Genomic DNA, 13747 nt, shown 5'->3' with positions numbered 1-13747 from the left:
TTTTCGGGGTATAGTGGGTGAAACGAACGCTAGAAGGGATCTGCCATGCGCATACTCATGCTGGGAAACAGTCTGACCACGGCGAACCACATGCCGGACATGCTGGCCGAGCTCCTGACGGCCGAAGTCCGGGTGCATGCGCGGGGCGGGGCGCGCCTGGCCGAGCATCTCAACCCGAAGACCCGCAACGGGGCCCTCACTCAGGCGGCGCTTGCAAACGAGGCCTGGGATTTCGTGGTGATGCAGGAGATGAGCCACGGCCCTGCCACGTCGCCTACGGCCTATGCCCGCAGCGTGGCGTCGCTGTCGGAAGCCGCCAAGGCAGCGGGGGCGCAGCCGGTAATCTACGGCACCTGGCCTTATCGGGCGGGATGCGCAAAGCTCGTCAAACTGGGGATGTCCCACGACGACATGAGCCTGCGCATGGCCGAGGCCTTTGCTCAGGCGGCCGCCGATTCGGGGGCGCTTCTGGCGGATGTCGCCGCGCCGTTTCGTGCGGGATCGGCCGATGAGCTGTATGCTGCAGACGGCGTGCATCCGAGTCCTGCGGGGTCGCGGCTCGCGGCGCTCGTGCTGGCAGAAACGATGGGGAAGGGCATTCGGCCATGGTAGACGACATAACATTGCAACAGGCCCAGGGTTTGGCGCACTACTCCGTCACCCCGCTGCACACCGAAGACGGCGCGGTGGCGCCCCATTTCCTCAAGTTCGCCGAAGACATGGGTTACAGCTGGGACAACCTTATGCTGGACCCGCGGTTCGCCGAGATCATCGGCAAGGAGGTCGCTACGGAATCCATGGCGAACGGTCCCTTGCATGCTCTGGCCGAGCTGGCTCCATCCGAGCGAGCCCGCGACACGTTTCTGCGCTGGCTGGCGTTCATCAACACGGATTTGAACCCTTGGACCACGGGCGGTTCCATCCATTTCCGTCCCCACTGGGGCCGGGTGCTCATGCTGTCCCAGGCGTTGGGTGAGCTCGAGGGCCTGTCCGACACCGACCTGGAGGCGCTGGCTGCGGCGGCGTCGTTTCACGACTCGCGACGCGCCGACCCTTATCTGGACACGGGCCACGGGGCCCGCGCCGCCAAATACTACAAGCGCTTCTGCGAAGACACCCAGCGCGGATACGCCCGCGCCACGCTGGCGGGGCGATCCATCGCCTATGACGACAGGGTGTACTTCGCCGTCGCATGGCACGACCGTGAGGATGCGGAGGGGGAGGAAGCCATCCGCGCGTTTTTCAGCGGTCGCCCGGTTTCCGGGGTGGATGCGGTGCGCTTCTATCGAATTCTCAAGGACGCGGACGGGCTAGACCGTGTGCGCCTGGGCGGCAACGATTTCGATCCCAGCTACCTGCGCTGCTCACACGCGCCGGAGCTGATCGGCTACGCGCAGCGGCTGTACATGTATCTCGAAGCGTAGTTCCACGGAGGTTTCACGCACTTTCATCTGTGGTTCCACCGTGTATTTGACCACGTCCGCATTCGACGTGCTAATATGCAACCTTGTGTTATCACTCCTGATTGGAAGAGGTCCTGATGAAGGTTTTATATAACGACGGCCATGTGGACGAGTGCCCGGCTGAGGAAGAGGTGCATGTCCTGCGCCACTCCGCTGCGCACATCATGGCGCAGGCCATCAAGCGTCTGTACCCGCAGGCCGACTTCGGCTACGGCCCTGCCACGGAAAACGGCTTCTACTACGACGTCGACCTGGGCGACGAGAAGATCTCCGAGGACGACCTGCCCGCCATCGAAGCCGAGATGAAGAAGATCTGCAAAGAGAACCTGAAGTTCTCCACCTACGAGCTGCCCCGCGAAGAGGCCATCAAGCACATGGAAGAACGTCAGGAGCAGTACAAGGTCGAGCACATCGGCGATTTGGACCCCGACGCCCGCATCACCTTCTACAAGCAGGGCGAATACGTCGACATGTGCGTCGGCCCCCACATCCTGTACACCAAGGCCCTGAAGGCCTTCAAGCTGACCGCCGTGTCCGGCGCCTACTGGAAGGGCGACAAGGACAACAAGATGCTCACCCGCATCAACGGCATCGCCTTCGCCTCCAAGGAAGAGCTCGCCGAGTACGAGCGCATCCAGGAAGAGGCCAAGAAGCGCGACCACCGCAAGATCGGCCAGGAGATGGAACTGTTCATGTTCGCCGACGAGGGCCCGGGCTTCCCGTTCTGGCTGCCCAACGGCACCAAGCTGAAGAACGCCCTCATCGAGTACTGGCATGACATGATGGCCAAGTACAACTACGACGAGGTGGAAACGCCTCAGATCCTGTCCCGCAAGCTATGGGAGACCTCCGGCCACTGGGACCACTACAAAGAGAACATGTACACCACGGTCATCGACGAAGAGGATTACGCCGTCAAGCCGATGAACTGCCCCGGCGCGTGCCTCATCTACAAGAGCCGCCCGCGCAGCTACCGCGACCTGCCGCTGAAGCTGGCCGAGGCCGGTCTCGACCACCGTCATGAGCTGAAGGGCGCCCTGCACGGCCTGTTCCGCGTGCGCGCCTTCACGCAGGACGACGGCCATATCTACGTCACGCCCGAGCAGATTTCCGACATCGTGCTGGAGACTGCACGCCTGTTCGACGAGTACTATCAGCAGTTCGGCTTCGAGTACAAGGTGGAGCTGTCCACCCGCCCCGAGGACTCCATGGGTTCCGACGAGGATTGGGAGCGCGCCGAAAACGGCCTGCGCGAGGCGCTGGAGAAGATGGGCAAGGATTACATCCTCAACGAGGGCGACGGCGCCTTCTACGGTCCCAAGATCGACTTCCACCTGAAGGACTGCTTGGGCCGTACCTGGCAGTGCGGCACCATCCAGCTGGACTTCCAGCTGCCCCAGAACTTCGAACTTGAGTACATGGCCGCCGACGGCACCAAGAAGCGCCCCATCATGATCCATCGCGCCGGCTTCGGCAGCTTCGAGCGCTTCATCGGCATGCTGACCGAGCAGTACGCGGGCAAGTTCCCCACGTGGCTTGCTCCGCTGCAGGTGAAGATCCTGCCCGTGTCTGAGAAGACCCGCGATTACGCCCTCGAGGTGGGCCAGGTCCTTCGCGACGCCGGTGTCCGTGCCGTCGTCGACACCCGCGACGAGAAGATCGGCTATAAGATCCGCGAGGCACGCTCCACCGACCGTGTTCCCTACATGCTCATCCTTGGCGAGCAGGAACGCGACGGCAAATACATCAGCGTCCGCGACCGCTCCAACGAGACGGTCGCCCGCCAGCTCGACGAGTTCATCGCCGATATCACGGCCGAGATCGCCGAACGCCGCTAGCTGCATACCTGGGGCAAAGGGGACAGTCCCCTTTGCCCCATTTTTCCGAACGACCGCTTTCCTGGGCGGTCGTTCTGTGTCAGTAGGGACGTTTCCAACTGGCACGTTTTTGAGTCAGTGGGGACACTTCTTGGTATCTCCAGCCCGCTCCTTCAGCCCAAAACCAGCTTCTGCGCCAAGAAAATCAACTAGTGCACGACCATTCGGCCCCGCTTCGCTCCCAGAGACATGCAACCATGCGTAACCCCAGGTCAAAAGCTCGCCGATATGACATGCGCGACCCATGTCTTCCCAAAGTCGTACACTACTTGTTTTTTCTGGCGGAAAACGAGGTTTTCGAACCGAGGAGCAGGATGCCGCGGGGTTGCACGCCGGCCCAACCTTCACCTCGCCGGTAATGGGCAAAAGTGGTCCTTCCCCGTGGCCTCCCTTGCCAAACGGGACAAAGGGCTCCGTCCCCAACGTCCTCCAATGCCCCGTGGCCTCCCTTGCCAAACGGGACAAAGGGCTCCGTCCCCAACGTCCCGTTCGTCTAAACGGGTGGTGCTCTGGGCGGTCGTTCTGTTCCTTTTGTCGGAACGGAGGGGCAGCGGGGCCGTGGCCGTTGCCAGCCTATAGAATAGCCTCCGTGGAAAACCGGGCGGCATGTCCTTCGGTGGGCCGTTCGCGAAAGCGACGCGCCGTCGAACCGGCCGTCGGCCGAGCCGCATTCCGCAAGATGCCGGCATCATCGGGATCGTCGCCATGGCGAACGACTCGTGGCCGCACCGGCGCATGCACATGCAGCGTCCGAGCTCGGTACGGCCGCCGTGCTTCCACCTGTTGCGAACCGCCCGGAGCGGATCGGCGTCGTCGGGCATCGGCATTAAGTAGAAAGCAGAACCATACATGTTGTTTGAAATACTGAAGGCCTTCCTCATCGGCGTAGTGGAGGGCGTTACCGAATGGCTGCCCATTTCGTCGACGGGCCACATGATCCTGGTCGACGAATTCGTGAAGCTCAACGTTTCCGACGACTTCCTCAAGCTGTTCCTGGTGGTCATCCAGATCGGTGCCATCCTGGCCGTCATCATCCTGTATTTCAACAAGCTGAACCCGTTTTCTGGCAAGAAGGCCGCGCAGGAACGGCGTGCCACGTGGCGCCTGTGGGGCATGGTCGTCATCGGATGCTTGCCCGCTGCGGTAGTCGGCCTGCTGCTGGACGACTGGGTGGGCGATCACTTCTACAACGCCGCCGTCGTGGCATCCATGCTGATCCTCTACGGCGTCGTGTTTATCGTGCTTGAACGACGCAACCGCGAGAAACTGGCAAACTACGAGGCTCTGGTCGAGCAGGGCGGGGCCATCGGTGCCCAAGCGCCTCGGCTGGAGGACGGTTCGGTCGATCCGGACGGTATGTTCGCCATCCAGACGGTGGACGACATCGACTGGAAGGCCGCTCTGAAGATCGGCCTGTTCCAGTGCCTGGCCATTATCCCCGGCACCAGCCGTTCCGGCGCCACCATCATCGGCGGCATGCTCACCGGATGCTCGCGCACCGCGGCGGCCGAGTTCACGTTCTTTTTGGCCATCCCCATCATGTTCGGCTGGGGCTTGGTCAAAATCGTCAAGTACATGGCGGCTATGGCGTCTGCCACCGGCCCCATCATGACCTCGGTGGAAGCGGTTGTCCTGCTGGTGGGCATCGTGACGGCCTTCGTCGTGTCGGTCATCTCGATCAAGTTCCTTATGGGCTACATCAAGAAGAACGACTTTGCTCTCTTCGGCGTGTACCGCATCGTCGTCGGCATTTTGGTGTTGGCCTACTTCGGCGTGAAGGCGCTGCTTTTCTAGATTTTTTCTTGCTGGGTCGTTCCGTGGACACGTGGTGTCTGCAGGTTGTGAGAAGATGCCCGGCCTTTTGCTTAACATAGCCGGTTGCGGCGAACAGACGGGTGGAACGGAGAGAACATGCTGGATATCGATTCGCTGAACGAGCCGCAGCGCGAGGCCGTGCTGTGCACCGAGGGTCCGCTCCTGGTGCTTGCGGGCGCAGGCAGCGGCAAAACCCGTGTGCTCACGTACCGCATCGCCCATATGGTTCAGGATCTGAATGTGCCGCCTTGGCAGATTATGGCCATCACCTTCACCAACAAGGCCGCCAACGAGATGCGCGAACGTCTCGGGCGCCTGGTGGGCCCTTCGGCCCGCGGCATGTGGGTGTCCACGTTCCACAGCATGTGCGTGCGCATCCTCAGGGTCGATTGCGAGCTGCTCGGCTTCTCCAAAAGCTTCACCATTTACGATGACGACGATACGAAACGCCTGTTGAAAGATGTTATGGCAGGGCTTGACCTGGATCCCAAGCGCTGGCCGGTCAATTCTATCCGCGGCAAGATCTCCCAGGCGAAAAACGAGCTCAAGGCGCCCGGCGTGTATGCCGACGAGGCCCGCGACCCCGTCTCCAAAGTCACGGCGCGCGTGTACGCGGTGTATCAGGAACGCCTGAAGATGGCTAACGCCTTCGACTTCGACGACCTGCTCATGTACACGTATCTGCTGTTCAAGAACCATCCCGATGTGCTGGAGGCCTATCAGGACCGGTTCCGCTACCTGCTGGTGGACGAGTATCAGGACACGAACCACGCCCAGTACGCCATTACCAAGCTGTTGGCTGCCAAGCATCAGAACATCATGGTGGTAGGCGACGACGACCAGTCCATTTACTCATGGCGCGGCGCCGACATCCGCAACATCCTCGAGTTCGAGCAGGACTACCCTCAGGCCAGGTCCATCAAACTCGAGCAGAACTACCGCAGCTCGGGCAACATCCTGAACGCTGCCAACGCCGTGGTCGCGCATAACACCAAGCGCAAGCAGAAGCGCCTGTTCACCGAGTCGGGCGACGGCGAGAAGATCCTCGTGTACATGGCGTCCGACGAACGCGACGAGGGGCGCTGGATCGCCGGCGAAATCGACAAGCTGCATAACGAAGGCGTCTCATACGAGGAGATGGCCGTGTTCTATCGCACGAACGCGCAGTCACGATCCTTGGAAGACATGCTGTTGCGTGCCGGCGTGCCGTACCGCATCGTGGGCGGAACGAAGTTCTTCGACCGCGCCGAGATCCGCGACGTCATAGCGTACCTCACCCTGTGCATCAACCCTGCCGACGACATGGCGGCCAAGCGCGTCATCAACCAGCCGCGCCGCGGCATCGGCAAAACCACCATCGAGCACATCGAGAACGTGGCCCGCAATTCCAACCTCACGTTCATGCAGGCGGCCGAGTGGTGCCTTGCCGACGAGACGCTGCAGATGCGCACCCGTAACGCCATCGGCGGTTTCGTGGGGCTGATCAACGACGCGCAGAGCTACGGCGGCGAGCTGCGCAAGGTGATCGAGGCGGTTATCGACCGAAGCCAGCTCATCCAGGCCCTGGAGCAGGAGCGAACCGACGAGGCCGAAAGCCGCATCGAGAACATCAAGGAGTTCCTCTCCGTAGTCGACGAATATGTGGAAAGCCACGAGATTGACGAGAGCGCCCTTCCTCCCGAAGGGATCAACCTGCTGGCGGACACGCGCCAGCTTTCGCCGGATAGCTTGGAGGACTTCCTGGAGTGGGTGCGTCTGCGCACCGATCTGGACGCCGCTACCGACGACGACCAGTTCGTCACGCTTATGACCGTGCACTCGTCGAAGGGTTTGGAGTTCGATTGCGTCTTCGTGGCCGGCATGGAAGAGACCCTGTTCCCGCACTCCAATTCCAGCCGCGACCCGCAAGGGTTGGAGGAGGAGCGCCGATTGGCCTATGTCGCCATCACCCGCGCCCGCAAGCGCTTGTATCTGACCTGCGCTTACGCGCGTCAGATTTTCGGCGAGACCCATGCCAACCCCGTTTCGCGGTTCGTGGGCGAAATTCCCTCCGAGCTGCGCAAGAGCGCGGGTCTGGGAAGTTCCGGCTTCGCGGGAACCGGCTGGGAGAAGCGCGGCAGCCGTCGCGGCATCTCGGGCAGCGGCAAGGAGGCCGGCGGCGGGCGCGTCTTCGGACAGTCGAGCGCCGGCGGAACGCGGCCCCGCAGCTACACGGGACGGACCAGCCCCAACGCTGAGAAGAAATCCGCCGCGCGGGTCACGTTCGCCGTGGGGGACATCGTGGACCACAAAACCTTCGGCCGCGGTCGCGTGACGAAGGTGGACGGCGATACGCTGCACATCAAATTCAGCAAGGGCAACGTCACCAAGAAGCTCCTGAAGGACTACGCGCCCATCGTGAAAATCAACCTGTAGCGTGAAGCCGGCGCGCCCGACCCGCCTAGCGGTGCAAAGGTGCCAGCCAGCGTTCGTAGAACACGGCGAACAGGTTCATGGCCAGGTGTAGAAGGAAAGGTGCGATCACGGAGTTCGTGGTCAGAGCCAGCACGCCCAACGCCATGCCCGAGAAGGTGACTTGGGCGACAGATAATCCTGTGCGGTACTGCGGGTGGGCAGCCAAAAACACCGCCATGCTCACGCCCAGTGCGCAGGTGGCAGAAATGCCCGGGTCGAACCGATTCATGACGTCGACGACCAGGCCCATGACGGCGCCGCGGTACAGAAGCTCCTCGATAAGCGCCGCCAATGCGGGCAGGCCGTAGGCTTGAAGGGCCCCGGTTCCGAACGGTCTGCCGCCTCGACCCCGACTGACGGATGCGTCCTTATCGTCGGGGGAGTCCAGAAAGTCGAACGCTGCGGTTGCGACAGGTCCCACGCCGACGGCGATGAGCACGCAGTTCACAATGGCGACGGTGTTCGCCTGGTATCCTGATGCGAAGGGGATGCCGCCTTCGCCGCCCAAGGCCAGCTTGTCGAAGGCGGCAACCGCCGCGATCGCCAGAAGCTCCGTGATGAGAGCTGCGACCTGGAAGAAGAGCGTCGGGTCGGTCTGTCTGCGCTCGGGGTCCAAAGGCTACCGTCTGCTCTCGCAGTACGCGCAGGCCGCGGGCGTGTTCGCAAGGCCACCCAATGCGCTTTCCCGCAGTTCGAAGGGAAGGGACTTGCCTACGCGGTGCATGGCCTCGACCGTTTGGTCGAAGTCCACCATGTTGCCGATTCCTGCCAGTGCGATTTGAGCGCTCACCAGGGCGTTTGCAGCGCCTGTGGCGTTGCGTTTCTGACAAGGGACCTCCACCAGGCCCGCTACGGGGTCGCATACCAAACCCATCAGGCCGACGATCGCGTTGCCTGCGGCGTTCAGACATTGCTCGGGCGTGCCGCCGAACAGCTGGACGGCGGCGGCTGCGGCCATGGCGGATGCGGCTCCCACCTCGGCCTGGCAGCCGCCTTCGGCTCCGGACACGGTGGCGTTTCGGGTGATGATGTAACCGACGGCAGCCGCGCAGGCCAACGCCTCGCGGACCTGTTCGTCGTCGAATCCGTATCGGTCCTGGCATGAGAAGAGCACGGCAGGCACGACGCCGGAAGACCCTGCGGTAGGTGCGGCGACGATGCGTCCCATGGAAGCGTTGGTCTCCAGCACCGCCATGGCGTAGCGGGTGGCCGTCGACAGCAGCGAGTCGCCGATTCCTCCGTCGAAATCGGCCAGCTTGCGGGCCTCGCCGCCCAGAAGCCCGCCCATGGAGGGGGAGGGGTCGTCCAAGGCCGTCGTCACGGATTCCCGCATGACGGCAAGCGCGTGCTGCAAGTAATGTTTCGTGTCGTCCACGGCGATGCCGTTGGATGCCAGGATGCAGCGTTCGCGGCGGCAGATGGCTTCGCTCAACGCAAGGTTCTCGGCGTTGCAGTACGCCAGCAGGTCGGCCGCCGATGCGAAGTCGATCTGTTCGAAAAGCACCTCGGCGTCATGCGGGTCCATGCCGACGCCGAACCCCTGCATGGTATCGGCCTCGTCGGCGCGCACGGGTGCACGGGTGTCGGACATCAGGTCGCTCTTGATGATGCGCGCGTCGAAGATCAGCGGGTTGCAGCAGATTGCTTCGCGGGCCGCCTCGGGAATCTCGTCGTCGGTCTGCATGATGGTGAACGCCACGTCGCCCTTGCGTTTGCGGTACATGCGGGTGGTGGCGATGTTGATGCCGAAGACGTTCAGGCAGTTGGCGATGTAGGCCAGCACGCCCTTGGCGTCTTTCTGGCTGATGACCAGGCTGTGGTATTCGCCGTCCAGCCTGACGTCCACGCCGTTGATGCGGGTGATGACCGCAGCTCCGCCGCCGATGCTTTCGCCGCGGACGTCCATGACGGTGCCGTCTACGTCCACCACATGGATGTCGACGGTGTTCGGGTGGCTTACACGTTCGGTGGCATTCGGAATGAATTCGAATGCCAGCCCCGCCTGTTCGGCGATCTGAAACGAGTTGCGGATGCGGATGTCGTCGGCCGCCATGCCAAGAAGGCCCGCCAGCAAGGCGCGGTCGGTTCCGTGGCCGAAGCTGGTATGGGCGAAGCTTCCGTACAGGGTGAACGTGACCTGAGCGGGTTCGGCAGAAAGGAGCCGCCGGCACATCGACGCGATGCGCAGCGCGCCTGCCGTGTGGGAGCTCGAGGGGCCGATCATAATGGGCCCGATGATGTCGCGGATTCCCAGTGCCTTCAAAACGCTCGCCTCCAAACATCCAACGTGTGCGTTTCACGGGCAAAAGAGCCCAGGTTGTTCTGTCTCCAAGTAGGGCTATGGTACACTAGCCAATTGTAATTTCACGGCAATTACGAAAGGAACACAATGACTGAAACCATTTACGTCGTCGGTCACAAGAACCCTGACAACGATGCTATTTCCGCCGCCATCGGCTTTGCTGCTTTCAAGAACGCCATCTGCGCCCGCGACGGCATCGATGCTGTCTATAAGCCCGTCCGCCTGGGCCCGCTGCCCGTTGAAACGGCCTTCAACCTCGAACGCTACGGCGTGGAGGAGCCCGAGCTCATCGAGCGTGTTGGCGAAGGCGACAAGGTGGCCCTGGTCGACCATAACGAGGTCCGCCAGTCCGTGGACGGCATCGAGGACGCCGAGATCGTCGAAATCGTCGACCACCATCGCATCGGCGGCATGGTGACCGCGGCTCCCATTCCGTTCACCAACCGTCCCACCGGCTCCACCGCAGGCATTGTGACCAGTCTGTTCCGCGCCGAGGACCTGCCCATCCCGCAGCCCATCGCCGCGTGCCTGCTGTCCGCCTGCCTGACCGACACGGTCATCCTGAAGTCGCCCACCACCACGCCCTTCGACCACAACCAGGTGGCCTACCTGTCCACGCTGCTGAGCGTCGATCCTGTCGAATTCGGCATGGAGCTCTTCCGTAAGCGCGGCGGCGAGTCCGAAATGGACATCGACAAGCTGGTCGGCGCCGACTCCAAGGAATTCGCGTACCGCGACAAGGTCGTCTACATCGCACAGCGAGAGACCGTCGACCTGAAGGCCGTGCTCGACCGCGAGGACGAAATCCGCGAATACATGAAGGGCCTGTGCGAGTCCAAGGGCTATGAGTTCGCAATCCTCATGGCCACCGACATCCTGGCCGAAGGCACGCAGCTGCTGGTGGAAGGCAACACCGCCGCAGTTGACGCTATCTTCGACATCACCTGCCAGCCCGGCGGCGTGTGGATGCCCGGCGTGCTCTCCCGCAAGAAGCAGATCGCGGCAGCGGTCCTTGGCGCCTAAGCACTTCCCGAACAGACAATCGAACAGCCACGGCTTGGCCGTGGCTGTCTTCATTCAAGATGCAGGGCGGCCCCAATCGTTCTGCTCGAACAGGTGAAAGGCATGCATATGTATAAAATCGGTTTCATCGGCTGCGGCAACATGGGTTCCGCCATGCTGCGCGGCGTCGTGTCCAAGGGCGACGTGGCCCCGTCCGACATCATCGTGGCCGAACCCCTTCAGGAGAAGGCCGATGCTGTGGCGGCCGAGTTCGGCGTGAACGTGACCACCGACAACACGGTTGCCGCGCAGTCCGAGCTGCTGGTCCTGGCTATCAAGCCTCAGGTGTATGCCGTGGTGCTCGAAGGGCTTTCCGAAGCCCTGGGACCCGATACGCTTCTTCTGTCGCTTGCCCCCGGCAAAACCCTTGCCTATCTTGCTGAAGCAACCAAGTGCACCCGCATCACGCGGCTCATGCCGAACACGCCAGCGGCGGTGGGAGAGGGCATGACCTCCGTCGTCTACAACGACGCCTGCACCGAAGCGGACAAGCAGGCGGTCATGGATTTCGTCACATCGTTCGGACGCGCACAGGTCATCCCCGAGCATCTGATCGACGCGGCAACCGCCATCGCAGGCTGCTCTCCTGCCTATGTATATATGTTCATCGAGGCTATGGCCGACGCCGCGGTTATCGAGGGCATGCCCCGCGCGCAGGCCTACCAATACGCCGCGCAGGCGGTGCTGGGCTCTGCCAAGATGGTCATCGAGTCTGGCAAGCACCCTGCCGAGCTGAAGGATGCGGTCTGCTCGCCTGGCGGCACCACCATAGCCGGCCTGCGTGCGTTGGAGAAGGCCGGGTTCCGCTCGGCAGTCATCGAAGGGCTTGAGGCGACCTGCGAAAAGGCCCGCAACCTGTAAGCTGTTCTGTATCATGCGGGATATTCATCCTGTATAATGTAGGTGCAGCCACGCTTGGGGCTTTCGATTCAGACGGTCGAAGCCGGAATACGTGGTGAAGTCAATGAGACAAGCAACAGGGAGGAGAAGAAGACCAATGATTTACAACCATATCCTGGTGCCTTACGACGGTTCGGATCTTTCCCAGAAGGCGCTGTTTACGGCGCTGGATTATATCAACATGTACGATCCGAAGATCACGGTGCTCAACGTCGAGGAATCCGATACGTCCAAATACATGTTCCTGCAGGCTGCGCAGGCCTCGGGCTTCGGCCAGGATCCCATGCGCACCTTTGAAGAGGGCGAGGTCTCCGAAGAGCTCATCAAGGACATCGAGCAGACGTTCGGCCCCATCGACGGTCGCTTCAACGTGGTCCAGATGACCGGCAAACCCGATCAGGTGATCTGCGAATACGTTGACAGCCACAATGTTGACCTCATCATTATGGGCTGCCGCGGCTTGGGCGCCGTCCGCGCTGCGTTCGGCTCCGTCAGCACTGCTGTGCTGCGTGGTGCAAATTGCCCCATCTTCATCATCAAGTAGATTTATACATGAAGGGCCTGCCCGCAAAAGGGGCGGGCCCTTCATGTTTTAGCAGGCTTGCAGGCCAGGCGCCTGCATTATGCCCCCTCTTTCTCGAAACTTTTTTCCTGAAATGTCGGCAAAGTGTGTGCATTCATGCGCACGGTTCTTACGAATACCCATCTGAACTGGGAAAACGAAATATGGAGAGTATGGATACACCCGGACGCGTGGCGTTTGACACCCCACGTCAGGGCTGGTAAAGTACCACTTCGCGTCCCGAGGGGGCGCTTGTTTTCGTGCGCTTCAGCTGCGTGGAAAACACAAGGTCATGCCAGGTGAGCCCTTGATGTCACGGCGAACCGGGCAGGCCGACGTAGGAAATAGGCGAAAGAAGGAGAAGAACTTTGCCTACCATTAACCAGCTGGTCCGCAAGGGCCGCGCCAAGCAGGTCGACAAAAGGAAGACCCCGGCGCTCAAGGGTAACCCCCAGAAGCGTGGCGTGTGCACTCGTGTGTACACCACCACCCCTAAAAAGCCGAACTCGGCACTGCGCAAGGTCGCACGTGTCCGTCTGGTCAACGGCATGGAAGTCACCGCGTACATCCCCGGTGAAGGCCACAAACTTCAGGAGCACTCCATGGTGCTCATCCGTGGCGGTCGTGTTAAGGACCTCCCCGGCGTTCGTTACAAGATCATCCGTGCAGCTCTCGACTGCACGCCCGTTGATGGTCGCAAGCAGGCCCGCAGCCGTTACGGTGCGAAGCGCCCCAAGTAGTAAGTAGGATTAAGCCGTGCGGGCTTTAAAGGAAAGCCTAATGGACGAAAACATGTACGTCCCGAAGCACGCACAGAACATGAAGGAGCAATAATATGCCGCGTCGTGCAGCAGCAACCCGCCGCGAAGTGCAGCCGGATGCAAGGTACAACAATCGTTTGGTCACGCAGCTGATCAATAAGGTCCTCCTGGACGGCAAGAAGTCCGTCGCAGAAGGCATTGTCTATGGTGCGTTTGACATCGTCGCCGAAAAGACCGGCCAGGATCCGCTGACCGTCTTCAAGAAGGCCATGGACAACGTTCGCCCCACGCTGGAGGTCAAGCCCAAGCGTATCGGTGGCGCTACCTATCAGGTCCCCATGGAGGTCGCACCCCGTCGTGCCACCACCCTGGCCATCCGCTGGCTCGTCGACTTCTCCCGCAAGCGCAAGGAGCACACCATGGCTCAGCGCCTTGCTCAGGAGATCATCGACGCCTCTGAGAACACCGGTGCTTCCGTGAAGCGTCGCGAGGATCTCTACAAGATGGCCGAATCCAACCGTGCGTTCTCGCACTATCGTTTCTAGTAGTAG

The 13747-nt window shown here is 61.6% G+C and carries 12 protein-coding genes; 10 read left to right on the top strand and 2 right to left on the bottom strand.

Annotated features, from left to right (window positions below; translation table 11 throughout):
• Positions 1 to 45 precede the first annotated feature (45 nt).
• The 5 genes from SHEL_RS08005 to SHEL_RS07985 all read left to right on the top strand — a co-directional run bounded on the left by SHEL_RS08005 (position 46) and on the right by SHEL_RS07985 (position 7570).
• Positions 46 to 612, top strand: a complete 567-nt coding sequence (locus tag SHEL_RS08005; protein WP_012798760.1) for an SGNH/GDSL hydrolase family protein — start codon at positions 46 to 48, stop codon at positions 610 to 612.
• Positions 606 to 1424: a hypothetical protein gene (locus SHEL_RS08000; RefSeq protein ID WP_012798759.1), complete on the top strand. Its 819-nt coding sequence runs from the start codon at positions 606 to 608 to the stop codon at positions 1422 to 1424. The genes SHEL_RS08005 and SHEL_RS08000 overlap by 7 nt, the downstream gene beginning before the upstream one ends.
• Positions 1425 to 1540: 116 nt before the next feature.
• A complete protein-coding gene (gene thrS, locus SHEL_RS07995) occupies positions 1541 to 3301 on the top strand; it encodes a threonine--tRNA ligase (RefSeq protein ID WP_012798758.1) in 1761 nt (586 codons plus the stop codon).
• A gap of 888 nt (positions 3302 to 4189) precedes the next feature.
• Positions 4190 to 5134, top strand: a complete 945-nt coding sequence (locus SHEL_RS07990; protein WP_012798756.1) for an undecaprenyl-diphosphate phosphatase — start codon at positions 4190 to 4192, stop codon at positions 5132 to 5134.
• A 117-nt stretch (positions 5135 to 5251) separates the two neighbouring features.
• Positions 5252 to 7570 carry an ATP-dependent helicase gene (locus tag SHEL_RS07985; protein ID WP_012798755.1) on the top strand — a complete coding sequence of 773 codons (2319 nt, stop codon included), beginning with the start codon at positions 5252 to 5254 and terminating at the stop codon, positions 7568 to 7570.
• A 25-nt stretch (positions 7571 to 7595) separates the two neighbouring features.
• On the opposite strand, the gene SHEL_RS07980 is transcribed toward SHEL_RS07985, so the two are convergent.
• Positions 7596 to 8225: a CPBP family intramembrane glutamic endopeptidase gene (locus SHEL_RS07980; RefSeq protein ID WP_012798754.1), complete on the bottom strand. Its 630-nt coding sequence runs from the start codon at positions 8223 to 8225 to the stop codon at positions 7596 to 7598.
• A gap of 3 nt (positions 8226 to 8228) precedes the next feature.
• Positions 8229 to 9872 (bottom strand): L-serine ammonia-lyase, iron-sulfur-dependent, subunit alpha, encoded by a 1644-nt coding sequence (gene sdaAA / locus SHEL_RS07975; protein WP_050749559.1) that lies wholly within the window; start codon positions 9870 to 9872, stop codon positions 8229 to 8231.
• 126 nt (positions 9873 to 9998) lie between these two features.
• Between sdaAA and SHEL_RS07970 the strand changes: the two genes are divergently transcribed.
• The 5 genes from SHEL_RS07970 (at position 9999) to rpsG (ending at position 13741) form a co-directional block, all read left to right on the top strand.
• Positions 9999 to 10934 carry a manganese-dependent inorganic pyrophosphatase gene (locus SHEL_RS07970; protein ID WP_012798752.1) on the top strand — a complete coding sequence of 312 codons (936 nt, stop codon included), beginning with the start codon at positions 9999 to 10001 and terminating at the stop codon, positions 10932 to 10934.
• A 108-nt stretch (positions 10935 to 11042) separates the two neighbouring features.
• Positions 11043 to 11834, top strand: coding sequence for a pyrroline-5-carboxylate reductase (proC, locus tag SHEL_RS07965; protein ID WP_012798751.1), 792 nt, complete (start codon positions 11043 to 11045; stop codon positions 11832 to 11834).
• A gap of 136 nt (positions 11835 to 11970) precedes the next feature.
• Complete coding sequence (locus tag SHEL_RS07960) at positions 11971 to 12417, top strand: universal stress protein (RefSeq protein WP_012798750.1); 447 nt, start codon at positions 11971 to 11973, stop codon at positions 12415 to 12417.
• Between the two features lie 386 nt (positions 12418 to 12803).
• Positions 12804 to 13175 carry a 30S ribosomal protein S12 gene (rpsL, locus tag SHEL_RS07955; protein WP_012798749.1) on the top strand — a complete coding sequence of 124 codons (372 nt, stop codon included), beginning with the start codon at positions 12804 to 12806 and terminating at the stop codon, positions 13173 to 13175.
• Between the two features lie 95 nt (positions 13176 to 13270).
• Positions 13271 to 13741, top strand: a complete 471-nt coding sequence (rpsG, locus tag SHEL_RS07950) for a 30S ribosomal protein S7 (protein ID WP_012798748.1) — start codon at positions 13271 to 13273, stop codon at positions 13739 to 13741.
• The last annotated feature ends 6 nt before the right edge of the window (positions 13742 to 13747 follow it).

Source organism: Slackia heliotrinireducens DSM 20476, from assembly GCF_000023885.1.
Classification (GTDB): domain Bacteria; phylum Actinomycetota; class Coriobacteriia; order Coriobacteriales; family Eggerthellaceae; genus Slackia; species Slackia heliotrinireducens.
This window is presented reverse-complemented; position numbering and strand designations above follow the sequence as displayed.

What these genes read in the sequence shown, in the direction of transcription:
- SHEL_RS08005 (WP_012798760.1), top strand. Translation starts at nt 46, where the DNA reads ATGCGCATACTCATGCTGGGAAACAGTCTGACCACGGCGAACCACATG.
- SHEL_RS08000 (WP_012798759.1), top strand. Translation starts at nt 606, where the DNA reads ATGGTAGACGACATAACATTGCAACAGGCCCAGGGTTTGGCGCACTAC.
- thrS (WP_012798758.1), top strand. Translation starts at nt 1,541, where the DNA reads ATGAAGGTTTTATATAACGACGGCCATGTGGACGAGTGCCCGGCTGAG.
- SHEL_RS07990 (WP_012798756.1), top strand. Translation starts at nt 4,190, where the DNA reads ATGTTGTTTGAAATACTGAAGGCCTTCCTCATCGGCGTAGTGGAGGGC.
- SHEL_RS07985 (WP_012798755.1), top strand. Translation starts at nt 5,252, where the DNA reads ATGCTGGATATCGATTCGCTGAACGAGCCGCAGCGCGAGGCCGTGCTG.
- SHEL_RS07970 (WP_012798752.1), top strand. Translation starts at nt 9,999, where the DNA reads ATGACTGAAACCATTTACGTCGTCGGTCACAAGAACCCTGACAACGAT.
- proC (WP_012798751.1), top strand. Translation starts at nt 11,043, where the DNA reads ATGTATAAAATCGGTTTCATCGGCTGCGGCAACATGGGTTCCGCCATG.
- SHEL_RS07960 (WP_012798750.1), top strand. Translation starts at nt 11,971, where the DNA reads ATGATTTACAACCATATCCTGGTGCCTTACGACGGTTCGGATCTTTCC.
- rpsG (WP_012798748.1), top strand. Translation starts at nt 13,271, where the DNA reads ATGCCGCGTCGTGCAGCAGCAACCCGCCGCGAAGTGCAGCCGGATGCA.